General features: G+C 49.8%; 20 protein-coding genes, 1 tRNA gene and 1 rRNA gene (1 of these 22 running past the window's edge). 2 read left to right on the top strand and 20 right to left on the bottom strand.

All coding sequences use genetic code 11. From position 1 onward, the window contains the following. Positions 1–97 precede the first annotated feature (97 nt). From BBD42_RS30290 to BBD42_RS30335, 10 genes are all read right to left on the bottom strand, one after another. Positions 98–2,962, bottom strand: coding sequence for an extracellular solute-binding protein (locus tag BBD42_RS30290; protein ID WP_099521884.1), 2,865 nt, complete (start codon positions 2,960–2,962; stop codon positions 98–100). 161 nt (positions 2,963–3,123) lie between these two features. Then, a complete protein-coding gene (locus BBD42_RS30295) occupies positions 3,124–4,533 on the bottom strand; it encodes an ABC transporter substrate-binding protein (RefSeq protein ID WP_237163577.1) in 1,410 nt (469 codons plus the stop codon). A 37-nt stretch (positions 4,534–4,570) separates the two neighbouring features. Continuing rightward, entirely contained in the window at positions 4,571–4,768 is a 198-nt protein-coding gene (locus BBD42_RS30300; RefSeq protein WP_099521191.1) for a hypothetical protein, read from the bottom strand. A 30-nt stretch (positions 4,769–4,798) separates the two neighbouring features. Next, on the bottom strand, positions 4,799–5,848 hold the full coding sequence (locus tag BBD42_RS30305; RefSeq protein WP_099521885.1) for a LacI family DNA-binding transcriptional regulator: 1,050 nt from the start codon (positions 5,846–5,848) through the stop codon (positions 4,799–4,801). 192 nt (positions 5,849–6,040) lie between these two features. Beyond that, positions 6,041–6,122, bottom strand: a tRNA-Leu gene (locus BBD42_RS30310). Positions 6,123–6,235: 113 nt separating this feature from the next. After that, the gene (locus BBD42_RS30315) at positions 6,236–7,693 is read right to left on the bottom strand and encodes a DHA2 family efflux MFS transporter permease subunit (protein ID WP_099521886.1); all 1,458 of its coding nucleotides are present in this window, start codon (positions 7,691–7,693) and stop codon (positions 6,236–6,238) included. A gap of 67 nt (positions 7,694–7,760) precedes the next feature. Next, positions 7,761–8,345: a TetR/AcrR family transcriptional regulator gene (locus BBD42_RS30320; protein ID WP_099521192.1), complete on the bottom strand. Its 585-nt coding sequence runs from the start codon at positions 8,343–8,345 to the stop codon at positions 7,761–7,763. A 136-nt stretch (positions 8,346–8,481) separates the two neighbouring features. Beyond that, positions 8,482–9,033: a nucleotidyltransferase family protein gene (locus BBD42_RS30325; RefSeq protein ID WP_099521193.1), complete on the bottom strand. Its 552-nt coding sequence runs from the start codon at positions 9,031–9,033 to the stop codon at positions 8,482–8,484. Positions 9,034–9,304: 271 nt separating this feature from the next. After that, positions 9,305–9,439, bottom strand: coding sequence for a hypothetical protein (locus BBD42_RS32595; protein WP_257790757.1), 135 nt, complete (start codon positions 9,437–9,439; stop codon positions 9,305–9,307). A 38-nt stretch (positions 9,440–9,477) separates the two neighbouring features. Beyond that, positions 9,478–10,434, bottom strand: a complete 957-nt coding sequence (locus tag BBD42_RS30335) for a carbon-nitrogen hydrolase family protein (protein WP_099521195.1) — start codon at positions 10,432–10,434, stop codon at positions 9,478–9,480. Positions 10,435–10,574: 140 nt separating this feature from the next. Here BBD42_RS30335 and pdxR point away from each other — a divergent pair, with 140 nt between their 5' ends. Further along, complete coding sequence (pdxR, locus tag BBD42_RS30340; RefSeq protein ID WP_237163287.1) at positions 10,575–12,071, top strand: MocR-like pyridoxine biosynthesis transcription factor PdxR; 1,497 nt, start codon at positions 10,575–10,577, stop codon at positions 12,069–12,071. 76 nt (positions 12,072–12,147) lie between these two features. Here pdxR and BBD42_RS30345 read toward each other — a convergent pair whose 3' ends face one another. The 8 genes from BBD42_RS30345 to BBD42_RS30380 form a co-directional block, all read right to left on the bottom strand. Next, positions 12,148–13,230 carry a diguanylate cyclase gene (locus tag BBD42_RS30345; RefSeq protein ID WP_099521197.1) on the bottom strand — a complete coding sequence of 361 codons (1,083 nt, stop codon included), beginning with the start codon at positions 13,228–13,230 and terminating at the stop codon, positions 12,148–12,150. A 61-nt stretch (positions 13,231–13,291) separates the two neighbouring features. After that, complete coding sequence (locus tag BBD42_RS30350) at positions 13,292–14,305, bottom strand: HD-GYP domain-containing protein (RefSeq protein ID WP_099521198.1); 1,014 nt, start codon at positions 14,303–14,305, stop codon at positions 13,292–13,294. 126 nt (positions 14,306–14,431) lie between these two features. Further along, positions 14,432–15,589: a GNAT family N-acetyltransferase gene (locus BBD42_RS30355; RefSeq protein ID WP_099521199.1), complete on the bottom strand. Its 1,158-nt coding sequence runs from the start codon at positions 15,587–15,589 to the stop codon at positions 14,432–14,434. Positions 15,590–15,620: 31 nt separating this feature from the next. Beyond that, complete coding sequence (locus tag BBD42_RS30360; RefSeq protein ID WP_099521200.1) at positions 15,621–16,934, bottom strand: F390 synthetase-related protein; 1,314 nt, start codon at positions 16,932–16,934, stop codon at positions 15,621–15,623. Continuing rightward, positions 16,931–17,776, bottom strand: coding sequence for an MBL fold metallo-hydrolase (locus BBD42_RS30365; protein ID WP_099521201.1), 846 nt, complete (start codon positions 17,774–17,776; stop codon positions 16,931–16,933). The genes BBD42_RS30360 and BBD42_RS30365 overlap by 4 nt, the downstream gene beginning before the upstream one ends. Next, the gene (locus BBD42_RS30370; protein ID WP_099521202.1) at positions 17,773–18,771 is read right to left on the bottom strand and encodes an NAD-dependent epimerase/dehydratase family protein; all 999 of its coding nucleotides are present in this window, start codon (positions 18,769–18,771) and stop codon (positions 17,773–17,775) included. Before BBD42_RS30370 ends, BBD42_RS30365 begins: the two co-directional genes overlap by 4 nt. A gap of 17 nt (positions 18,772–18,788) precedes the next feature. Further along, positions 18,789–20,000 (bottom strand): ATP-grasp domain-containing protein, encoded by a 1,212-nt coding sequence (locus tag BBD42_RS30375; protein ID WP_099521203.1) that lies wholly within the window; start codon positions 19,998–20,000, stop codon positions 18,789–18,791. Beyond that, a complete protein-coding gene (locus tag BBD42_RS30380) occupies positions 19,990–21,009 on the bottom strand; it encodes a beta-ketoacyl-ACP synthase III (RefSeq protein ID WP_099521204.1) in 1,020 nt (339 codons plus the stop codon). Before BBD42_RS30380 ends, BBD42_RS30375 begins: the two co-directional genes overlap by 11 nt. 789 nt (positions 21,010–21,798) lie before the next feature. Between BBD42_RS30380 and BBD42_RS30385 the strand changes: the two genes are divergently transcribed. After that, the gene (locus BBD42_RS30385) at positions 21,799–22,578 is read left to right on the top strand and encodes a YheC/YheD family protein (RefSeq protein WP_237163288.1); all 780 of its coding nucleotides are present in this window, start codon (positions 21,799–21,801) and stop codon (positions 22,576–22,578) included. A 34-nt stretch (positions 22,579–22,612) separates the two neighbouring features. On the opposite strand, the gene BBD42_RS30390 is transcribed toward BBD42_RS30385, so the two are convergent. Then, entirely contained in the window at positions 22,613–23,884 is a 1,272-nt protein-coding gene (locus tag BBD42_RS30390) for an MFS transporter (protein WP_099521206.1), read from the bottom strand. 361 nt (positions 23,885–24,245) lie between these two features. Then, positions 24,246–25,628 (bottom strand): 23S ribosomal RNA (locus tag BBD42_RS30395) (it continues 1,550 nt past the right edge of the window).

Here is a 25,628-nt window from a genome sequence, read left to right on the forward strand (position 1 = left end):
CCATTTCCGCTGCGGCCTAGCAAGGCGGCCCTTCGGCTGGAGCATGATCTCAGCCGCTATTTTCGTTTTCTGCAAAAGAGTCCCTCCTTAAGTCCCCTCATTTCAAATGAAATTCGTCTCTTTTTTGCTCAATTTCATAGTCGATTTCTTGGACATAATCGTATAAGGAGTCGGCTGTATTCGTACCATTGTTAATGACTTCCCGCAAAGCATTGTCTAAGTGCCTTCCTGTAAAATAGCCCCCCGGCACCTCCGGCACGCCCTGCACCCATTGCCATTGTTCTTCGAGGCTGCGATAATTGCGCGCCGGCCATGGCAGATCCTTGAGCGCTTCGATGTTTGCGGTCGGATAACGCGCCGCAGCGCCCATCAATCCTTCCATCTCTCTGCCGAAACGAACCTGGGCATCCTTGCCTACCCACCATTTCATAAATTCCCAGGCTGCGTCCTTGTTTTTAGCCTGTTTAAGCATAATGGCGGCCGTCCCGCCGCTAGCCACATCCCGGCGAATGGAACCGTCCTGCTGCACGGTGCCCGGAACGGGAACAAACTCCCATAAGCCTTTAATTTCTGGCGCGGATACGCTCAAATAATTGTAGAAGGTGTAATCCTGTATGCCAACCGGCATTTCTCCTGTGCGAAAGCGCATCGGAAAATCAAAGATAAGCGGCAGCTTGTAGCTCGTATAGAAATCGGTCCATTTTTTGAATGCATCTAGCCCGACCTCTGTATCGAGTCCGCTTTTGGCCCCGTTGTTCAAATAGAAGGAGCCGTCCATCTGGTACAAAAGCATGGCAAACGCCCGATTCGCCTCCAGCACAGGAACACCCGTCGTCTGGGCAATTGGCAGCGCGAAATCCATATGATGCTTTTGCAGCACCGGAATCATGGCGTACACATCATCCCACGTTTGCGGCGGCTCAAGCTTCAGCTCCTCGAGTATATCCTTCCGGTAAAAAAGCATATTGAAAATTTGCTGCTCCGGCAGCGCAAACACCTTGTCCTCATAGCGGTAAGGCACTATAGCGCTGTCCCTGAACTGCTGCACGACCGCCCTATAGCCTGAAAATTGCGATAAATCCTCCGCTGCGTTCCGCATGCCGAAATTTACCGGCACATCGTTGCCGACCTGCATAGCTACATCGGGTCCTTCCCCCGCCAGAGACGCACGCAGCAGCACATCCTGATTGACAAGCTTAAGGTTCACTCCCACACCGGTTAGCGGCGTAAAGGTATCGTCGATCATCGCTTTCAGCACTTGAGCCTGATCGCGGCCGGTTCCGATCCATACCGTTATCGATTGCTCATCCTGCGCCATGTTTCCAATCGTATCGTAATCTTCAAAGAAGGAATGAAAGAAGGAAGATACCTCATGAACGATTTTTTTAGAAGCTGAAGCATTCGCACCGGGCAGCTCTACATCAGACGAAGCCAAGGCGAGGTAATCGATTTCAAGCGGCTGCTCCCTCACTTGCAAAATCCAAGCTCCGATGCTGCCAACATTGATTTTGAATTGAGACAGCCGCTTTTGGACGGTTTCCGGTTTTTTGGCCAAATCTGCTAATTGATAGGCGGTTTTATCCAATATGGCCGTCTTGTCGCTCTTCTCTCCTGTCAGGCGCACTAGCTCCTTCGACACGGCATACAGAATGTCGCTTTGCTCCTGAAACACCCCGACCATGTCGGGTATTTGTTTATCTAATTGATAATCCCTGTAAGGATCCGGCACATTGCCGGTAATCATCAGGATTTTGCGATACATCGCATTGATGTCGAGCAGGCTTGCTTCTACTTGGCGAATCAAAGGAGCCATTGCGCCTAAGCTCACCTCAAGCTTCAGCTCATGCTTCCCTTTCGTCATATAAAATAAATAGGGCTTTTCCTCGCTGCCGAGCACATTCATCTGCCAGTCCGAATCATAATAAAACGGAATTTGCGTCATTTCTTGAAACGGAATGGCCCCATCAATCCATAGCGAGCGTGTGGAATAAATGCCCCGCAGCAATTCTTGCCTATTCTTGATCGCAATCCGGTATAATCCATCCTCTGGCGCTTCAATGTCCCATGCGATCCATTGGCCCGGCACCCGCCAATTGTTGCCGCCAATCGTATTCATCTTAATCTTGGATACGTCATATGGCTCTGTAGACGGACTTGAACGGTCGGAAATTGGATATAAGGTCGGAGACGATTTGTAAGCGGCATATTCGCCTTGCAGCTTAATCAAATGTCCGCTAGTCTCCGCATAGCCCTTGGATTTGTAGCCCAGCTCTATCTCCTCGTAAGAGGAAGGCTCCTCATAGCGGTACACTTTTAAATAGTCAATCGCCATCGGTTCTCTGGAAGATACCAGCGTCATCGTGTGCTTGCCAGCCGAAAAATAAAAGACGTAGGGCTCCTCGTAATAGCCCTCTGTATCCCGCAGCAGCGCTTCCTGCCACATCGGCGATTCTATCTGGCGCGGCCGCAGCTCATTTCCCCGGTTATCCTGCAAAATCTGATCACTTTCATTTTTCCATATGCGCTGGAAGGTCAAATTTCTGGCGCTGGCAAACGGCAGCACTCCGTCGATCAACAGCTCCCGCTCGATGGCCGAGCTTTTTCCTTCGATTGGAAAATAGCGAATGGCGATATGATACAGGCCGGATTTCGGCACCTCAAGTTCCCACTCCATGGAGCCGCTCTCTCCCGTCTTGACGAAGTCGCCCGGTTCGCCGCCGAGCTCATGCATAATTTCCGGTTCCATTTCGCTTGAGCTTGTATAATCCGCCCCTTGAATGACAATCTCCTCTTGAGGCCGTTCTTCATCCTTGTAGCGCTGCAAGTAATGGCCATAGCTGTTTTCCGATTCATTTGTCAAAAAGCTCTGGTCGCCGTTTGGATCGGCTGCTGTCGTTGAGTCAGCTTGAACACTCGCTGCGCCGGACTGAGATATAGGGAAAACCAATATCGAAATCAGCATAGCGATAACTATTATCCTAGCGGCCGTTTTTCTGGTAAATACGATTTCCACCTAATTCCCCCCATTTATAAACTGGCGAAATTTTGTTTGACGGCAACCGCCCGGTTTTCCCAATCGGAAAGCCGGGCAGGCCGCTTTTTTATGGGCAAAGCTTTCGGCATTTATTTTTTGTCGTCTTTCTTGTCTTGCTCGCCTTTAAGCACTTTTTCAGCAGCCGCTTGCGCAGGCCCAATGACTTGGGCGACGCCTGTTGCTGGCGTAATTTCGCCTTTGACGAATTTGCCGGTTACGGAGTCGAGCTGATCCTTAATGCCGAGCCCCCCGAAGCGTCCGCCGAACACACGCTGTACCTTTCCATCGTCATTCATGGCGTTAGCGATGGAGCTTTCATCCGGCAGCACATTTTCCTGCCATAACCTGCGATTTTCCTGCCAGTTATCGAAATCCTGAAGCTCCTCCCAAATTTTCACGATGACATCGGCATCCTTGACCCCTTTAGGTATGACGTAAGCTGCCGTTTGACCAAGCGGATCTAAATAGGTGTCTGCCTGCGGTCCCTTAGGAAGATAAACGTATCCCCACTCATCCTTCATCTTATCCTGGAGGCGTCCTTCGATTTCCCACAAGCCGCCCGGATACATCGCAATCGTACCTTCTGCAAAATATTTCGCCGGATCCTCCCAGTCGTTTCCTTCATTTTTCTTCACAACTTTATGCTCGTTATACAGGCTATACAGGAAGTTAAGCGCTTCCATAGAAGCGGGTGAATCAAAAGCTACTTTTTTGTTCGCCTCGTCGTAAATAATGCCGCCGTTGCTGGCAATGAGCAGCTCCGAGAACACATAATGCGCACCGGCAAGGCCATATTGGTCTGCTTTTCCGTCACCATTATTGTCTACAGTCAGCTTCTTCGCGGCATCCAGCATCGCCGTCCAATTCCAGTTGTCCTCGTCCATTAGCTGCTGCGGATCTTTTAAGCCCGCTTCCTTGAAAATCCTTTTGTTATAGAACATCCCGGTATCATTCGGGTTATACCAGCTTTCAAGTCCAAATACATGATCCCCGCCAAAGCGCATCGCTTCAACGACATCCGGTGCAATTCGCGTATCTTTAAGGTAATCTTCCAATGGCGTCAAAAATCCCCCTTGCATCAGGCCCCATATGAAGCCGTCAGGCAGTCGGACAATTTCAGCGAAAGGATCGCCCGACATTACAGAGGAAGACAGCTTCTCTGTAGTCGACCAATATTCCGTATTTAAGTATTTGATTTTCACGTTATATTTTTCTTCCACTTTTTTGATTCTTTCACGTGCCAATTCATCCGCTTCAGAATCTCCGTCAGGGGTAGCATCCCACCAATGCGAGATGCGAATTTCTCTGCCGCCCAAATCGGCAGCTGGAGGCTCAGGCTCCTGGCTAGGAGCAATCGTTTCCTCCGCAGCTGTTGCCGTTGCCGAGGCGGCAGGCGCTTGGGTAGCTATTGCATTTCCCGCATTGTTGCTACTGCAAGCAGACAGAATCATCAATCCAGCCGTTAATAAAATAAGCATCATCGATTTCATCTTTTTCATCTGTTTCACTGTTCAGCACGCTCCCCTTAATAGATGGTCATTTAAATGTAAAGGCTTTCATGAAACCCATTTCAGTATAGCTCGCATCCTTACTATGGTCAACATTAAAGTTTAGATCTTCCAGATATGGATTGATGCGAATATTCGCTGTCTCGCTCATTCCATTAGGCCTAAAAAAAAAAGAGCAGCAAGCCATAAACATCTGGCTTGCTGCTCTTTCAGGGCGTTGTTGCATCAGGCGCGGAAAGCTCCCCCATGCAGCCTTCTAATTCGAGCTGACCTTCTTTTGGCCGCTCCGCGCTTCCGTACTTTGCCGAACAATAAGCTGTGGAGCCAAAGAAGTAAGCTGCTTGACCTTTTCCTTCTTCATGATCGCTTTAAGCACTTGAACCGCCATTCGCCCAAGCTCATGCGCCTGCTGGGAAACGGTAGTGAGCTCAGGGATAAAATGATGCGCCAAAGGAATATCATCAAATCCAACAATCGAAATGTCAGTTGGAATGGTAAGTCCAGCCTCTGTCGCCGCCTTAATTGCCCCGATCGCGGTATAATCGTTGACGCAGAAAACAGCGGTTGGCCTCTCTTCCATGTCGAGCAGCTTCAGCATTTGGCGCTTGCCCGAATCAATGGAGAAGCTGTCCGGCAGCAGCCAATTTTCCCGAATTTCCAGCCCTTCATCCTTCATCGTCTTTCGGAAGGCCCGCAGCTTGATTGAAGTTGTCGTCATATGGCTTTCCCCGCCAATGAAGCCGATTTCGGTATGCCCCAGCTGGGTCAGGTGCCGGACCGCGAGAGCAGTACCTACCGCTTCGTCCGTAGCCACTCTAATCAAGTTCGTATTGCGCAGCCCGCCGTTAACGAGCACAGTCGGAATGATGCTGGCATGCTGCACGAGCTCCTGCACCAAATGCTCATCGCAGTTTTTTAAATTAATTCTTCCCCCTAGAAAAATAACACCATCGACGCGTTTCTCCCGCATAATGCTGAGATACTCCGATTCTTTCGCGTAATCCCCGATAGAATTGCTAAGCAGAAAAGTATGTCCCGACTGCTGTCCCTCCTCCTCCGCTCCAGCGAACACTTCCGGGAAAAAAGGATTGGTCAGATCAGGAACAATGACACCAATAATGCCGGTTTCTTTTTTTAGTAAGCTTCTGGCCATTGCGTTAGGCTGAAAGTTGTATTTTTGAATAAGCTCTTCAATCTTGGCTCGTGTAGATCCCTTTACCGGGGCGGTATCGTTCAATACCCTGGATACGGTGGCAACCGATACTTTGGCCTCTTTGGCAATATCATAAATGGTGACCTGTTTCAAGCCCAACGCTTCCCTTCTGCTATCATATATCGTCCCATTATAGCAAAATCGGACATGTTATGTAATGGATGGCATCCCTTGCAGCTAATAGAGAAAAAAGGGGCGGATAACAAATAAAAAACATATAAAGAAAAGGACTGTTTCTTAGTAGTTAAAAACTACTTGAAACAGTCCTTACTCTTCCATTCATAATGCGCGTGGAGGGACTTGAACCCCCACGTCGTGAAACGCTAGATCCTAAGTCTAGTGCGTCTGCCAATTCCGCCACACGCGCGCGATGTTCGCTAACAGCGAATAAACATAATATATCAGAAAACATCGCATCACGCAAGCATTTTTCAAAAAAAGTTTCAAAAAAATAATTTGGACTTCTATTTAGAGCCGGAATTAAGCTCCTTGTTCGCCTGCTGCCGTCACCTTCACTCGCTTAATAAAGAAAGCAATAGCAAGCCCAACAAGGGCAAGCACCATGGCAAATATAAATGCATTTTGCACGCCAACGGTCAATCCGCTAACCAAGTTGGCTGGCGATTCCGGGTTTCCTTCTGCTGACTTGAGGAATTTTTCCATTCCTGCTGTCATGATACTTACTGCCAGCGCTGTACCAATGGCACCCGCAACCTGCTGCAAGGTGTTCATAATCGCTGTTCCATGCGGATACAGCTCAGGCGGAAGCTGATTCAAACCATTCGTTTGCGCCGGCATCATAATCATCGAGATCCCGATCATCAGCAGGGAATGCAGCACGATGATCAATGCAGTCGTCGACGCGGTAGAAATATCAGAGAAAAACCACAGTACAACCGCTACAACCAACAGGCCCGGAAGAACGAGCCATTTTGGTCCATACTTATCAAACAGTCCGCCCATTACAGGAGACAAGAAGCCATTAATAAGCCCGCCTGGGAGGAGAAGCAGCCCAACGGTCAACGGGCTCATCATTAGGCCGCGCTGTAAATACATAGGCAGTATCAGCATGGACGACAAAATAACCATCATGCAAATAAACACCATAATTAAGCCGATCGTAAACATAGGGTATTTAAACGTCGTCAAATTAATCATTGGCTCTTTCATTTTAAGCTGGCGGATAACGAATAAAATGAGCGCAACGATACCTACGGTCATCGCGATAATGACCTTCGCGCTGCCCCATCCACCCTCGCCTTCTCCCGCGCTGCTAAAGCCGTATACGACACCGCCAAAGCCGAGGGTGGACAAGCAAATCGACAATATGTCGATACGCGGCCTAGTCAAAGTAGAAACATTTTGCAAATAGACAAGCCCTACAAATAAGGAAATAATCAAAAACGGCAAGGACACCCAGAAAATCCAGTGCCAGCTTAAGTTAGCGATCAAAATACCGGCAAAAGTGGGCCCCGTTGCTGGTGCGAACATCATAATGAGGCCTATAATCCCCATCGCTGCGCCACGCTTCTCAATCGGGATAATGACGAGAATCGTATTAAATAATAGCGGCAGCAGCAGCCCTGTTCCCGTTGCTTGAAGCACACGCGCAATAAGCAGCGTTTCAAAGTTCGGTGCAAGAGCCGCTACGAATGTTCCTATAATAGAAAAAATCAATGACCATACAAACAGTTGCCGTGTTGTAAACCATTGCAGCAGCATGCCTGAAACCGGCACCAGTACTCCCAGCGTCAGCAAAAATATAGTCGTAAGCCATTGTACAGTGGCCTCGTTAACGCTCAAATCTCTCATTAAATCAGTCAATGCTACATTTAGAGCGGTCTCACTAAAGAAACCGATAAATCCGCTAAGCAATAGCGAAATCATAATCGGCATGACTTTGTAAGTCTTATTGGGTGAAGTTGAAGTCTCCTGCATCGTTCCTGCTTGCACTTATGTCATCCTCCTGCGAATTAAAAATTCATTTGCTGTAAAACCTGTCGTTCTAGCTTGCTGCGCCACCATTAACAATTGACGGCACGAGACGCGAAATATGGACGAGCGGCTTCTCATCCCCATGAGTGATAGCCAAAATGAATGCACCTTCCACTAAGGAAAGAATAACATTGCTGATTTCAGCAGCGCTGCTGTCATTCGTGCCATTGTTAACGAGCTGCTGGGCAATGTACTGCTGCCATTCAATAAAAACGACTTGGCAAGCTGATCTCAGTCTTTCGCTAATGAGGCATGTCTCAGCAGCCATCCAAAAGCTGAACGGCATAAATCCTCTAAACTGCGATTGCTTCCCATCTTGAATGATGTCGGAAATATGGGCCTGAATGGCTGCTACCGGGTCAGAATTCTGCTCAAAATTTATCCGCCATTTTTCCAGCACAGAATTCTTAATCGTTGAAATACATTCAACCGCCAGTTCCTCCTTGCCTTCAGGGAAATAGTAGTACAAGGACCCCTTCGGACAAGAGCTTTCCTTAATAATTTGATTTAACCCCGTTGCATGATACCCTTGCACACAAAACAGCTTCATAGCTGTATCTATGATCTGCTGGCGGGCATTCGGCTTTGAAGCCACCTTTTCACCACCTTAATTATAGAGAACGGTCTATTTAATTAAACGTGAAAAAAGGCAGGCTGTCAATGCGAAATCTCTTATTTACAGCACTAATTTTTGTTAAGATTTAATGTTGTCGTCCCTACTGCTGCTCTGCTTAATTCACCTTTGGCCATGTCGCCTGCCAATTTTTCTTAACGATTCTTTGTTCGTATACGTGGTAATTGCCCGTCCCTTGCTCATAATAAACGGTAGGCCTAAGCACAGCTTGCAGGACATCAGATACTCCCCATGGAGCTGCTAGCTGAAGCTGCCCGCTCGCATCCAGTGCCACGCCAAGCGAAGTCGCCGTTTCAGGAAATTTGGAAATCGCATCCACGGAGCAGGAATAAGGCGGCAAGCCGCTGACGACATGCATTCTCGCCTGATTTTTCACTGACCAAGGAATTTCAGGTCTCAAACTCCGCAGTTGCTGCTCTAGCTGCTTCTCGATAGGCTCACTTAGAGAAGCCGCATCGTAATAAATAACATCCACATCCGCAAGCGGCGTCCGCTTCTTATAATCATGCAGCACATCCCACAATTTGGAACGCACAAACCCGGCGCATACCCACCAGTCCGGCAAATCGAGCCCCCTCACCGTATGCAAGATGTCCATCATCCAGTCGTCTTCCCGGATGATATCCATTATGTATGACTCTTCATTCATCAATCCGCCTCCAATACCGAACATATATTCTCATATTAACTGAAAAACCGCTTATTGGGAAGAGCTTTTACAAGATGAAACGGCTGGGATCGTCCTTTGGCGGCGTATTTCAATCCGAGAAATATAGAGAAGGTATCGCGCAATGCTATACTTTCCTATATTTCATAAATGCAAAAAAAACGCCTTGCCAGGCTGACTACAACCCGGCAAAGCGTTCGAAAAACTTGAAATATAGAAAACCATGTTCTGTTGAAGCTTTCGCTGCACTGCTTTAATTTTTCAGCTTGTCTTCGTCATTTTCATCCCATTTTCTGGAGTAAGCCTTATTCGTAATCCAAAAAGTAATCCATGCTAAAATGCCGACGATAACAACCGCTGAAATCCATACGCCAACTGGTACGTCCATAATACTGCTCCCTTCTGCTGTACAGCCGCTCTTTTCCTTTACAATGTGCTCTTAAAAAATACATTAGACTGCGTGGATTCATTAACATGCAGTTGAAACACGTCCGGCCGGCTGTAATGCCCGACCACATCAAAGTCAAATCGGCTTTCGGCGATTTTCGACATATCCAGCTCTGCCACGAGCAGCGCCTCCCGCCCATAAACAGGCTCTGCTATATATTCCCCTAGCGGCCCAACGATAGCGCTGCCGCCCCTGCTCAGCACCTCATCCATCTGCTCCAGCTCGGCAAAGCTTGCCAAATCCTTCGGATACAAGGACTTCGTAGCAAACTGATTACTCGACAGCACATAGCAGCGGCCTTCGCAGGCAATATGACGAATCGTCGATTGCCATGTATCGCGGGCATCCGCAGTAGGCGTTATAAAAATGTCTATACCTTTCGCATACATGGCGGTCCGAGCTAGCGGCATATAGTTTTCCCAGCAAATCAAGCCGCCTATTCGTCCAAAAGGGGTTGGGATAACCGTTAGCGTGCTGCCATCTCCTTGCCCCCAAAGCAGACGCTCCGCAGCTGTAGGAATAAGCTTTCGATGTTTGCCAAGCAGCCTGCCATCAGGACCTACATACACGATTGAATTATATAAAGTCGCACCGCTAAATTCCTGATCGCGCTCCAGCGCACCAACGATTAGATATAAGCCATTTTCGGCAGCAATTTCCCCTAACCGATCGGTATCCTCGCCCGGAATTGTTATTGCACTTTCCGCATAACGGCGAAAGTCTTCCCGTCCCTCTGCTGTTCGGCTTCCAACGCGATTCCCAAACGTCATGCCGCGCGGGTAACCGGAGATAAAAACTTCAGGAAACACCAGCAGCTTGACCCCTTGTCTGCTTGCTTCGCCGGCATAGGCAGCTATTTGCTTGAACGCCGATTGCTTATCCAATAAACTAGGCGCAGCCTGCACAACGCCAACTTTCACCTTGTGGTGCTCCATATGTTCATCCCCCGCCCTAAGACAACTGCCTCTACATGGGCAGCCACCTTTCTTATTAACAATCATAAATGGATTGGCTGATCATGTAACCATCCATTTATCAACTAAAATGACCATCCAATTCGCCAAAATGTACTATAATGAATGGAATAATTCGAATTAGACAAATCGATAATGAACGGGGTGTAGGCATGACGTGGAAGCTGGATCGAACATTAAAAACGCCTGTTTACTTGCAGATTGCCGAGCTGCTGGAACGCAGCATTGCCTCCGGCGAATATCCGCCAGGCAGCCCGCTTCCCTCCGAACGCAAACTGGCGGAGCAATTAGGCGTTAATCGCAGCACGATTGTACAAGCGTATGCCGAGCTGCGCTCAGCCGGCTTGGTGGAAAGCAAGGTAGGGAGCGGCACAACCGTGAGCCGCAGTAAATGGGGGATATCCCCCTCGCATACGCCGAATTGGCGGCAATATGCAGAAGGAGGCAGCTTCCTGCCTAATTTGCCCTTTATGAGGCGCATTCGTTCATCCATGCGGCATCATGGCCAAATGATTGACATGGCGAGCGGCGAGCTGGCGGAGCCGCTGTTTCCGAGCGGACTGCTCCAGTCCATTATGCAGGAGCAGCCATTCACGGAGCCGCTTGGCTATGATCATCCACAGGGCAATCCGCAGCTGCGGGTGGAGCTAAGCGCTTTTTTGCGGAAACAGGGCATTGCCGCTCCTGAAGCTTCTATTCTCGTTACTTCCGGCTCGCAGCAATCGCTCTATTTAATAACGCAATGTTTGCTTGCACCAGGAGATGCCGTTGCGATCGAAGATCCCTCCTACTGCTATTCGCTGCCGATGTTCCAATCTGCGGGACTGCGTATTTGCCGTCTTCCGGTTCATCATGACGGCATTGATCCGGATGATATTGCGCGATTGTACCGCGAGCATCGCATTCGCATGCTTTTTCTCAATCCGAACTATCAAAATCCGACAGGCACTTCTTTGAGCATGGAAAAAAGGCAGCGCGTATTAGCCATAGCTGCCGAGCTGCGTATTCCGATTGTAGAGGACGACCCGTTCAGCCTGACTTCCTTTCACCATCAGGCTTTGCCATCACTAAAAGCGCTGGACAAGGAGGATATCGTGCTCTATATTGGCTCATTATCCAAAATCGCGGCATCGGGCCTGCGAATCGGCTGGCTGGTCGCACCGCAAACGGTTGTGAGCCGCCTCGCCGATGCGAGGCAGCAAATGGACTTTGGCCTTAGCATTTTGCCTCAGTGGCTGGCTGGCCGCCTGCTCGCTTCAAACGAATTTCCGCTGCATTTGCAAATGTTGCGAAAGGCGCTTGAGGCCAAGCAGCAGCGAATGATCGGTGCGCTGGAGCATTATTTTTCAGAAAAACTCGCATTTACCGCGCACCCAGGAGGGCTAAATCTATGGTGTAAATCCAAGGAGAACATCAGCGATCATCGCCTGCTGGAAGAAAGTATTCAGAGAGGGCTTGTGTTCGTTCCTGGCAGTGTGTATGGCTCGGAGGAAGGCTTCATTCGTCTAAGCTATGCCCGGCCGGAGCCCGAGCAAATGGAAATAGGAATCGAGCGATTGGCAGCCGCACTGCGCGCCAGCTTGGCCTCGAAAAGCTGAAGCCATAAGGCTGGCGCCATGAAGCAAGGATATTTCAGGAGAGTAGGCAAGACGGTTAGCATGAAACCAGGCAGCTTTAAGAGCGCCACAATATCGTCTTGTTTCTGCCAGAGAGCTTAGCCTGATACAAGGCCTGATCGGCATAATCAATTAGAAACTCCTGTTCAACCTCCGGATAACAGGCAATGCCGATCGAGACGGTCACACCTACCGTTTCCTTGTCATTAACGGGAATACGGCAGCTCTCAATTTTGCTGCGCAAATTTTCTGCCAAAGCATAAGCGCCGGACGGTGAACAATTAGGCAGCAAAATGGAAAATTCCTCGCCGCCATAGCGCGAGGCGACATCCTCTGCCCTAACCGTGCGCCTTACAATAGCCGCGAGTTCGCGCAAAACAGCATCTCCTGCGGGGTGGCCGTACGTATCATTTATTTTTTTGAAATAATCAATATCCAGAAACAGGAGAGCAAGCGGCTCCTTTCCGCTCTCTGCCTGAATAAATAAACGGTTAAACTCCGCATCGAAAGCTCTGACATTAGCCAGCTGAGTGAGAAAATCCGTTGTCGCTTCCTGCTCCTTTTGCTGGAACATCTCATCGCGCTGCGTCAAATAACGCACGCAATATGCGACGACAAGGCCGCTCGATAGCATCGGCGGGAACAGATATTTTAAAATCGGGCTGGACCATTCCATTCCATATGTATAACAAGCATTTACATAAAGCAATGCCAGTAGCACCAGCAAAGAAATGCTCCATTTTGTCCAAAATCCGCCTAGGCGCTTGTTTACAAAAATAAGGCCTGTTAATACCCCTAGCAAGAAAATAAATGCCGCAGCGGCGATGGAGGCGTCATTTAAGCCGCCAAACAGCAGTATTCGTCCCCCTGCAATAAGAACAGATGCCAGCATAGAAGCATGCAGGCCCCCGTAATACGCAGCAATTATAATAAAGAAATATCTAAAATCAATGATGCCGTGCTCGGATACTGGCACTCCAAACCACATGATTAAGATGCCGCAAACGCCGTATACCACGCCAAACAAAAGTTTCTTTCTAACTTCGAAGCGAAATAAATCCATATGAAGCAGAGCATTTATGAGCTGCTTGCTGAAAAAAAACAATGTGAATGTAACGGATAAAATCGTTATTATTATCATAAATGTCCTTTACCTGCCTTGCTGCAACGGCGTTTTCCACAGAAATAGCATGCGGCTTGCCTTAAGGCGCAACTTTGAGAATATGCAAACTCGTATCTCTGCTTAAATCAATAAAGTCGTCATTCATTTTCACTAACGGTCTAAGCGCATTTTGCGGATTGATCAATACGATGGAGCCGATTTCATTGTTGGTGAGCAGCACTTGATGCCCTAGCATCGACTGCATCATTTTGTCCATAAACAGCTTGCTGATTTGCGGATCAAACTCGCCAAAAATATTATTGTTCATTTGGATAAGCGTCTCATAAAAGGGCAGTGCTTTGCGATATGGCCGATCAGAAGTCATTGCATGGAAAACGTCAGCTACTGCTACGATTTTGCTAAGCGGGGCGATTTGCTCAGAGCGCAGGCCGAGCGGGTAACCGCTACCATCTTGCCGTTCATGATGCTGAAGCGCTACCAAAGCTTGAATATGATTAATGCCAACCGTTTCTTTTAGCATCTCATAGCCAAATATCGTATGCTTTTTCATCAGGTCAAACTCTTTCGGATCAAGCAATGCGGGCTTGTTCAAAATTTCATTTGAAATTTTCGTTTTGCCGATATCGTGGAGCGTGGCCGCCATCGTAAGCTGCATGAGATCGCGTTCATCCATATCCATCCATTTTCCAATTAATGTAGATAATACACCTACCCCTATATTATGGCGGTAAGAATAATCATCTTTGGATTGCAAAGCTCCCAGCAATTCGTAAAAATCAGGAAGGTCCGTCAGCTCATTTATCGAAGGTATGATTTTTTCCCGGATCTGAAGCACTGGAATTTGCTTGGCATAACGAATTTGCTCAAATAGCTCCGCCATGTATTGCGTACAGTTGTCCATCTTTCCCTGCGCCTGCGATTTTCCCTTGTCCCGCTTAATATCTCTTTCTTCCAGTTCAATCGCATGACGATAAATCAAATCCAGCTGTTCCTGATCCAATACCGTATGGACAGGAGCAACTAGCACCCCGTTATGGTTAAATAAATCTAGAGCCAGCTGCTTTCCCAAAAACAATTGATTGCCGTTGTCCATCTTCAAAACACCTGCGCTCTCAAATGAAGAATATGTATTTATACCTACTCTTTCATTATACTTTACAGGTTTGAAACTTTTTTGAATTTTATTGCATTATCTCCTCAAGCAGCGAAAATTTTCTTCTTACAGCTTATATTTTCTCATAAGCGGAACGCCGGCCGCCAATAAAAGCTTGCTAAGACCGCTCCATACCGCTCTCCTCCCTGCCGAAAGATGCCTGATGTACACCGCACTGTATTCCATTTCCGCTTCCGCCCCGCGAATGCGCTTAAAATTAGCCGCCCCAGAGCTGAGATGCAGCAGCTGTCCGCGATCCGCAGCGGCTTGCATCGCCAAATGCATCAGTATTCGGTAAAGGCCATTATGCTGGGGAAGCGCCGTATTGTAGCCGACCAGCGGTACCGATATGACCTCCCCATGAATAAAACAGCCCATCACGCCTTGCAAAACCCCTTTCTCATCGCGGAGCCCGGTCATTTCCAGCAGACCTTTCTGATGGCAGTGGCGAATATATTCAGCGGTAAACTGGGGATTGAGCGCCGAATATTTGCCCACATACAGCAGGTCATACAGCTCCGCAATGCGCTCATAGTCCGGCTCGCCAAGTTCAGCATGGGGTACGATACGATAGCCAGACTGGGCGAGCAGCTTGCGGTCCCACTTCGTATTCTTTTTCTTCAAGTACAACGGATCGGCTCCATTGAAAAAATAAACCTGCCTGCTCGGGACCAGCACATAGCCCTGCTGCAGCAATTGCGCAAGCAGCTTCTCATTTGTGCGCCTGTTCAGCGAACGATAAATAATTGCATGCTTCGGATAGCTTGCTGTTAACGTCTGTGTAGCTCCCTCCAGCTCATACGAGCTTATTTCAGTGTACAAATTCGTTGAAAGCAGCCAGTTGTTCACATGGACGTTTCGATCAATTTGAGCCCAGCGGAGCAGCGGCGCAATCGCCTTAAGCAAGGAGCCGCACAGGAAGCGCAGCAGCGGATTTTCCAACAAATAAAGCTCTTCTTCCGCATACTTGACATACGTTCCATAAGGGGAGCACACATAAGAATTGTCATATTCCTGCTCATTAACCGTCAGGGGCAGCCATGCTTGGCCCGCCTGCAGCAGCCGCAGCTCCGTGCGCACGTTGCGGATAAATAATTTTACCCCGTTTTGCATCAAGGGAAGCATATAATCAGCCGCTTTATTTCGTTCCCCCTTTTTTGTTGCGGCAAGCGCTGTTATTTCTGTAAGGTCCAGCTCTTTAACGACCGTCTTAGTTAGGGGCAAAGCTGACCCTCCTTTCTTTCCTTCATCCGTTCTAAACCTTCCACTTTCGCTCTACCCGCCGCAGCTTGCGCAGCCCCTGATCCGCTTCATATGGGACAAATGCAATCAGCGGCGCCATGCAGCCGCGTGAAGTAAACAGCTTGGACAGCGCAGCGGCAAGCTCCGGGTGCAGCTCCTCTGGCGCTCCATCGACGCGCAGAGCTACTTCCAGCTGCCGATCCGATTGCTGAACGACCTTGTATTCCTTAATACGCTCTGAGGACATAATGACCGCCCGCCTTATAAAATCGGGAAAAATCGGCACAAGCCGCTGTGTATCCGCATCGCGTCCATAAAATAAATCATCCGTCCTGCCTTCAATGGAGGCAATCGCCGTAAAGCTGGAGCCACAGGCACAAGGCTGCGTCGCCTCCGTCAGCAAATCATTAAGCCGATATCGCACGATAGGCTGCGTTTCCCGTGAAAAGTCAGTAATGATTGGCGAGAAGATACGCTGCTCCTCGTCCACATATTCCTTCTCAATGACGAGTATATCCTCGTTCAGATGCAGGGTGCCCTGTGAGCAGGTAGCAGCGAGGAAGCCTTCTGTACATTGATAAATTTGATCGACGCGCACGCCAAAAGCCTGCTCAATAAGCTGCTTGTCCAGCGGCTCAAGCACTTCTGCAACCGAGATCACTTTACCCGGCGCAATGAACAGCTCTCCGGCAAGCTGCGCTTCAGCGAGCAGCCGCAGCATGGACGGCGGTGCAACCAGCAGCGTCGGCTGCTGCTCGCTTAACAATCGCACATTGTCCTCTACTGGATGGATCATGTCGTAAAAACGGAATTGCAGCCGCTTGGAGCGCACGCTTTGGTACAAATGGCTGTCCGCCCGCAGAAAAAAAGCGATCCGCTGCCGCACAAGCAGCGAGGCTGGCAGCGCCTTTGCCAGTACCGTTCCCGCCCATGCTGCGCGTTCCTTGGCACTGACCAGAAACAAGCCCCGGCTGCCTGATGTGCCTGACGACAGGCCGACCGCAATATCGCCGATCTGCGCGGAGAAGTCCCGTTCCCGCTCGGCGCGCAGCGCGATTCGGAATGCTTCCTCCTTCGTAATACCCGCTGTGTTCAGCTGGTCAAAATGGTCCATCATTACCGCTTTATCGATCGTTGGGAAGCTGCGCCAATTATGTGCATCCAGCCCTTGATAATAGCTTCGGTAAAAGGGCGATTGCTGGCGTACCCGCTTCACAAGTGCCACAACTTTGCGGTGCTGCCAGGCTTCCAGCGCCTTCCGGCTGCGAAAGCGCCGGGAGCGCACCCGTGTCAGCACATAATAGACCAGCAGCCTTAATACTCTCATGCTCTCGCCTCCTGCCACGCTGTGCAGCGTTTCCACGTTTCCCCGCAATGCGTGAAAATTTGCTGGAGCTCCGGATTTCTCCGTTTCAGCTCGACGAGCCGGTCGAACGTTTCCTTAAACTCCTCCCGGTTGTCGAACACGATGGAGGCTAGCGCATGAGGAGGGCGATTTTCCCGCACCGCCGCCTCCGACCAGCTGGCGTCTGCACCGAGCAGCAGCTCCTGCCCCGTATCGCCCTGCAGCAGCAGCCCGAATTGGTCGGCCGCATGGCCGGACAAACGGATAGCCGTTACGCTTCCATCATTAAATAAATCGTATCCCTTATGGAAGGGGGCATATTTCGCTGGCAGCTCCACCTCGTTTGACTGCTCGATCCAGCGTGTCCGCTTGGCAAAATCAGGCGGCAGCAGCTCGGGCAAAAAAGCTTTTTTTACCGCTGCAAATCCGTTCAGCGGCTGGACAGCCGCATATGCCTGCTGCGAGCAAATAAACGTCGCCTCGGGAAAATCCCGCAAGCCGCAAACATGGTCGGCATGGAAATGCGAGACGATAATATGCTTAACCTCGCGCAGCGAATAGCCTGCAGCCTGCACATGCTCCGCCGCAGAGCGTTCCCCGGCAAGCGTAACGGGGGTCGTCCAGCGGTAAAGCGCATAAGGCAGCCGCTTCGTCGCTTCGAGAAAGCGCGGCGAATAGCCGGTATCAAATAATACCGGCCCTAGCACAGGATGTTCCATTATAGCAAAAATACCCGGAAATGCTTGCTGCCGCCAGCGCCCCCCGCTAATCGCCAGCGCCTCCAGCTGCTTGCAGCAGCCCGTATTATGAAAAGTTATTTTCATCGTGTCTCCTCCTGCTCTTTCCACCAAGCTGCGAACCTCCTAAGCCCTTCCTCGACGCTCACAAGAGGCCGATAGCCCAGCTCCCGCTGTGCCTTCTCGATAGAAAGCGTTTGGCTGAACGCAAGAATGCCGACCGTATAACGGGTCAGCAGCGGTTCTTTGGCAAGCCCCGGCAGCTTCGCCGCCAGCTCCAGCAAAGAGGCCGCACTATACGCCGCGGGGTATGCAATCTTCTTGGTCCGGATCGGTTTATTTAGCATGTCAAACAGCCTCGCCATAGCTTCCCACAGCTGAATAGGCTCGCCATTCGTAATATTGTATTTCTGTCCAAGCACAATCGGATCGGCGTACAGACAGCGCATGAGCGCTTCCGTCACATTATCCACATACGTAATATCGACAAGCGGCTGACCGCTTCCGAACACGGGAATAAACCGTTTGTCATTTGCCCGCAGCAGCCTTGGAAAAATCGCCTTATCGCCAGGCCCGAACAACGCCCGCGGCCGGATCGTCACCACGCGCAATCCCTGCTCACGATAAGCGCGGTCAACCTCTTGCTCGGCAAGCAGCTTCGTCGCCGCATAATGATTGACCGCTGCTTTCGGCAGCGGCTCATGCTCTGCAATATTAAAGCGATGGCGATAGTCAAAATAGATCGAAGGCGTCGACACATGCACCAGCCGCTGGACGCCTTGCTCCAGGCAGCCTTGTATGACATGGCGCGTGCCCATAACATTGGATGCATAGAAGTCGCGATACTTGCCCCAAGGCGAAGACAAGGCGCCGCAATGAAACACGGCGTCATGACCGGCAATCGCTTCGCTCATTGCACGGGAGGCTAAATCCAGCTGTAAAAATGCCGCTCCCGCCTCGCTGAGCCGCCTGCCTGCCTCTTGATTACGCCCGGCTGCGGTCACCGTATGGCCTTCCTTCAGCAGCCGATATACCGCATTTTCGCCTAAAAATCCGGTAGCCCCTGTTACCAGTATGTTCATCCTCGCCTCCTCCTTTCTCATCCATTCCATTCAATATCAGCAGTTGTAAAAGCAATAAGCGGCTGCTCCGCCTTGCGTGCCCGCCGCCATAAATCAAACCAAACATAACCTTGCATCAGAAATGGACCAGGGTCCTTCCAGCTGAAAATAACATCCCGGCCGCCTGCCATGCACGCCAGCCAGTGCCAAGAGCCGCGCCATAGCCCGCGCTGGCGCCGCTGCTGCGAGAGCCCATAGGCCAGCATCGCTGCCGCGATCATTTTGCCCCGCGATTGCTGCGGCATAATGATGCTGCTGCGCTGGCCTGTCCCCCACAAGGCGCGGCCGAGCCGATCGCGCTTGTCGAACAGATGCAATCCGCTCGTCGCTCGCGGATTGCACTCAAGCGGCCATACCGCGCCGCTCTCGTCTATTATAAAATCAAAAGCGATTTGGCCTGTAAACTGCGTATGCGCGGCAAACGTCTCCACCCATTGCCGCAGCTGCGGCTGATGGCATGCCTGAAAGAAGGTGCTGGCTCCCCGTCCAGCAGTAAAGTCGACTGCGTAGTCGGAATAGGCAAGCAGCTTGCCTTCTTTTGCAATCGAATACGTGCAATATTCCTGTCCTGCTACGTAAGCTTGGGCTACCCAAGGGGAATCTGCGGATAGCTGCAGTTCCGCAGCAGGAGGCGGCGACTCGTTTGCATGCCATATATGCACTTTCGTTGCAAAGCGGGAATAGACCGGCTTCAGCACCCATATTTGCTCTGAAGCGGAATTATGCAGCTGTTTTAGCTCAGTGTAGCAACGCAGCTGCTTCGTCTCTGGGGCGGCAAGCCCCGCCTCCCGAACCATCTCAATAAACGCCCATTTGCTGTGCAGGGCGGTGAGCTTTTCCGCTTCATCGGTGAAAACCATGCAGCTTCCAAGCTTGCCGCGCAGCTTGGCAATATAATAAATTTCCTCGCAGGTTGGAATAAGCAGCTCGATGCTGTACTTTTCCACCATTGCCGCAAGCGCTTTGCCAAATGCCGCCTCGTCCACTCGTGGCGCTGGAAGCACCTCATAACGCTTAATGCAGGTTGAAAAGCGAATGAGCGGACTCGCCATGCTGTCCGCTGCATAAACCTCATAACCCTGCTCCGCCAGCTGACGGGCTAAATCCAGCGCAGCTGGCGCTCTTCCGCCCGTAATAAGAATGCGCCGCCCGGTGCGTATTTCCTGCTCTTGGCCTGTTTTAATATTCAATAATCATCCCGCCTAACGAAATGCCCGCTGAAATGCCAATGAGCGCAAAGCGGTCACCACGCTGCAAGCGGCCCTGCTGGATGGCCAGATGAATGCCCATCGGCAGAGAAGCCGCAATCATATTGCCGTGATTTTCAATAATGTTCATGAACTGCTCGGGCGCAATGCCAAGCTTTTTCTGAAGCAGCCGCATAGCAAGGGCGCTGCCTTGATGCGGAACTACGAGCTTCAGTTCGGACATGTCGATGCCCGCCTCCTTAAACAGCCGCTCGATAAAGTCGGGCAGCAGCTTAGACGTTTTGCGAAACAGCGCCTCGCCCTGCATCGCAAACAAATATTGCTCCGCATTTGCCGCCCCGTACTGTGTAGAAGGCAATCCTGATCCGCCTCCGCGAATTTCCGACAGCTCGCGTCCCGATCCGTACGTCTCCATACGGGAGGCGATAATGGATGAGCTTTCGCCTTCACCACTTCTGCCAATGACTACCGCTGCTGCCCCGTCACCGAACAGCGTAGCGCTTTCGGGATGCCTGTCATTAAGGCCGCTTGATGCAATTTCCGGCGATACAAGCAGCACTGTGTCGTATCTGCCCGCTTCTATCATATAAGACACCATATCAAGCGCCGCTAGAAACGACAAGCAGGTCGTATTTATGTCGAAACAAGGAATACCTGATTCGCCTGCCCACATCTCATCTTGAATGAGCGCCGCCGTGCAAGGGATAAGCTGCTCAGGAATCGCATTGGCACATATGATGCAGTCCATATCGTCAAGCTCAAGTCCTGCATCCTCCAAAGCGGCAAAGGCAGCCTTTGCGCCCATGACTGACGCGGCTTCGCCAGCTGCGTAATGCCTGATTTTCACGCCTGATTTTTTATATACCCAGCCTTGCGGCTTATTCAGTTTTTCGTCCAGCTGCTCCGCTGTCACCATTTGGGATGGCAAGTAGGAGCCCGTTCCCCATATTCGTACATTCCGTTGTTGCTTATGCTTGTTTCTTGCATGCATAACCCTCACCGCCATCTATTAGCTTGTTGTCTATCTTAAAGTGTATTGCTACTTTATCTTACTAGATGGTGCATAGCTGGACATAGTACCAAATTTTATTAGTACCTATTGAAATTCCGTTTAATTTACATATTTTCTTTTAAAATCCATTTCATTGCCTCTAAATACTGGGAGGGAGCTTTACCGTTCTTTACGAGCTTACCTCTATGCATGCGAAGCTTCGATATACCAAGCTTACTTTATTAATCACTCTCATAGTTGTGCTCTCCTTAGCTCATCCATTGAACTCAAGCAGCCTATTATTCCTTACTGAGGAAATTGAAATCATGAGCAGCTAGGTGATCAGCCAATCGTTTCGTTTCAAGGGATGGCTCAGCTACATAATAGATATTCCCTAACCCAGCCAGAAGACAGCACTGAACTTGAGCAACTGTTCGCAATCCAAAATATTGCCGAGGAAATACTTTCCGTTCCCCTATTCGGCGTAACGATTGTCAGCCCTCTGCTCATGCTTATAGAGGTGGATTTGGAGCTAAGCGCTTAACTTTTCATCTCTAACCCTAAATCGTCTGCTAGGCAGCTCCTATTTCCAACAACCCCAAGTGAGCTTTTCGTCATTCGGCCTATATGAGGATGAGCCTTGGCCCCTTCTTCCTTCAGGCAAAAGCCCTCCGTCGCTTGATACAAGCGATAGAGGGCTTTTGCTGATTTCATTATTTTTCGTAAACATTCTAGTTATCCGTACAATTTCGTTGTTTCCTGCTATCATACACTGGCTACGAGGTGACAATGATGTATACGAAAACGTATCGCAGCGCGACCATTCGCGGCAAGCTGAAGGTGTGCCGTTTTTTGCAAAACCATGCTTCAACTAAACCGCTCATACCAAGCACCACCAGTTTCACCTTATCCAATCTGAAGATGATGGCTGCTGCCCATCACGCGCTATACATTAAGCCAAATATCGGCTCGCTTGGCGTCGGTGTGCATAAGCTTGAGCCCCTAAATGACGGCTACAAGCTCCTTTATACAAAAAGCAAAGAGCAGCTTTCCAAATCTTTTCACAGTCTAGATGACGTTTATGATCATTTGCTGCCTGCCAGGCCTTCCCGCCTTATTATTCAGCAAGCAGTCAGCCTCGATCAAGTCGAAAATCGTCCCTACGATATTCGTGCCATGGTTCAGCGAAAACCGGGCGGCATATGGCATTTTACCGGCTTCCTTATTAAAGTAGGCGCCAAAGGTAAAATCGTCACCAACTACCATCAGGGCGGCGAAATTTGGACGATGAAGAAGCTGCTGCATCGCAAGGGATATAATGATGCCAAAGGCAGCGAGCTCATAAGCCATTTGACACAGCACTCATTGACAGTAGCCCGTGCCCTCAGCAAGCATAAAGCGGGCATGTATGAAATGGGCATCGATTTTGCCATGGACCGCAATACGCACCTGTGGATATTGGAGGTCAATTCCAACCATCCCCAATTCCGTCCGTTAAAATGGATTGATCGCCGCGCCTACAACCGGATTATGCGATTTGCCCGAAGCTATGGCCGTAAAGACGATTAGCTTATCCTGCGTTTGCCTGTTGTTGAAATGCTGTCTAGCCTCCTGCACGTTCAGATGCCTTTGCTTGATCGGGCTGCTTCTCGCTAATTAATAAAGATAGCAAATATTGTGCGAGTGCAGCCCCGAACAGCACAACCGGCAGCCAGACAGACGTCACATCGCCAGCAAACAAGATCAAGCAGCCAATCGACACCACTCTGCCGACATTCAGAAACAACTCACGCATAACGACGCATTCTACACGAAGTTGCCCTTTAAGAGGAAGTGTGCCAATTAGCCGGTAATAATAAGAGGTCAATGTATTGACCGCAAGCGGATTGCAGATGGAGAATAAAATCATAAACAAAAGCACGGACCAAAAATCAACTGCAATCAGCAGCAGCGCAGCCCCTATGGCGACTCCTGTTGTAGAAAATAGCACATACTTCTGGACTTGCTCCTTCTGTGCTTTCCTAGATATGACATACCCCGTCATTACGGTAAGTGCAGAAAAGGCTACGCCTAAGTAACCGACCCGATCCTCACGCCCCACCGTCTGAAACAATAAAATATTCGGTAAAAACAACATAATCCCTTGAAAAAGCCCAAGTATAAAAAAGCTGACAAGCGCCTTGAACCACCGCCTGTTTTTATTCATCGCAAGCCCCATAAATTTTAAATAATAAGCACGGTGATGCGATTTCACAATGGGAATCCGGAAGCTCACAATGGCCGCTATAACAAACATAACGAAGGCGAGTAAAAAAATAATAACATATCCCTGCAGCCCTTCATTACGGGAAATAATAAATCCGGCCAGCGCCGGGCCCAGCAATCCGGCCGTGTTGAACACAATCATATTCAGCGCTAGAAAACGAATCCGATTCGCCTCTGTAGAAACATCATATTGGATGACTAAATATCCGGTCCAATATAGTCCCCCTGCAATACCATTACATATGGCGAACAAAACATAATAATTAACGACCTGCTCACCCGTAATAACGACCATTAAATAAAAGACAGCTATTAAAACGATGCCAATCCTGTACGTCACCATTCGGTCTTTGCGTTTCGCGATCCAGCCTCCAACTGCAAACGTAATCGGGGTCATTAGAAATACAATAATGTTGTAGAGCGCATTTACCGTTAAATCCTGCGTTAACCGCCACAAGTACAAATTCAGAAACAATCCAGACATGGATGCGCCAAATTGAAAACAACCATGAATGACAATTGAGATAATGGCCTCCCTGCCTAGCCTTCTCTCTGGTGGAATAGCCGCTCCCCTGCTGAAAAAATAGTCCAATCTCGGCCATGTTCGCATATGTATACTGCCCCTGCCTCTCTCTATTTACATGAACTTCATCTTTCCCGTTCATTTTAGCACAAGGGCTAGACGATCAGCCGTTGCCTGAAAGCGTTAACGGTTTGGAAAACAGCCTTAAATGCTGTTGTACGCCCGTTTCAATGGGGTTTAAGCTATTTATTGAACATTAACGAGTGTTTTCATACAATATCGGCTATGTATAAAGTTAGGCAAATGATATATTCGTTTTTGTGTAAAAATAAACAAGCCTGCCACATGATTAGTGACAGGCTTGCAATATGAAGCTAAAGTTTCCTATGTGTGTTGCACACTGAAAACTGGATGCGAAAGACAAAGTCTGAAACTTTAGCGTGTTGTTTAGGATAAGCCCTCGACCGATTAGTATTCGTCAGCTGCACGCATTGCTGCGCTTCCACCCCGAACCTATCAACCTCGTCGTCTTCAAGGGGTCTTACTAATTGGGAAATCTCATCTTGAGGGGGGCTTCGCGCTTAGATGCTTTCAGCGCTTATCCCGTCCGTACTTGGCTACCCAGCGGTGCTCCTGGCGGAACAACTGGTACACCAGCGGTACGTCCATCCCGGTCCTCTCGTACTAAGGACAGCTCCTCTCAAATTTCCTGCGCCCGCGACAGATAGGGACCGAACTGTCTCACGACGTTCTGAACCCAGCTCGCGTACCGCTTTAATGGGCGAACAGCCCAACCCTTGGGACCTACTTCAGCCCCAGGATGCGATGAGCCGACATCGAGGTGCCAAACCTCCCCGTCGATGTGGACTCTTGGGGAGATAAGCCTGTTATCCCCAGGGTAGCTTTTATCCGTTGAGCGATGGCCCTTCCATTCGGTACCACCGGATCACTAAGCCCGACTTTCGTCCCTGCTCGACTTGTAGGTCTCGCAGTCAAGCTCCCTTATGCCTTTGCACTCTCCGAATGATTTCCAACCATTCTGAGGGAACCTTTGGGCGCCTCCGTTACATTTTAGGAGGCGACCGCCCCAGTCAAACTGTCCACCTGACACGGTCCCCGAACCAGTTTCATGGTCCTAGGTTAGAACTCCGATACGATCAGGGTGGTATCCCAACGTCGCCTCCACACAAGCTGGCGCTCATGCTTCAATGGCTCCCACCTATCCTGTACAGATCGTACCAAAGTTCAATATCAAGTTACAGTAAAGCTCCATGGGGTCTTTCCGTCTTGTCGCGGGTAACCTGCATCTTCACAGGTATTAAAATTTCACCGGATCTCTCGTTGAGACAGCGCCCAAGTCGTTACGCCATTCGTGCGGGTCAGAATTTACCTGACAAGGAATTTCGCTACCTTAGGACCGTTATAGTTACGGCCGCCGTTTACTGGGGCTTCGGTTCACAGCTTCGGGTTACCCCTAACCGCTCCCCTTAACCTTCCAGCACCGGGCAGGCGTCAGCCCGTATACTTCGCCTTACGGCTTCGCACAGACCTGTGTTTTTGCTAAACAGTCGCTTGGGCCTTTTCACTGCGACCCCCTCGGGCTATTCACCCTACCGAGGTACCCCTTCTCCCGAAGTTACGGGGTCATTTTGCCGAGTTCCTTAACGAGAGTTCTTCCGCGCGCCTTAGCATGCTCTGCTCGCCTACCTGTGTCGGTTTGCGGTACGGGCACCTTCACCTGGCTAGAGACTTTTCTCGGCAGCCGGAGTACATGACCTTCGCTACTGTAATTTTCGCTCCCCATCACAGCCCAGCCTTACGATGAGCGGAT

The sequence above is a fragment of the Paenibacillus sp. BIHB 4019 genome, assembly GCF_002741035.1.
In the GTDB taxonomy this organism is placed as follows: Bacteria; Bacillota; Bacilli; order Paenibacillales; family Paenibacillaceae; genus Pristimantibacillus.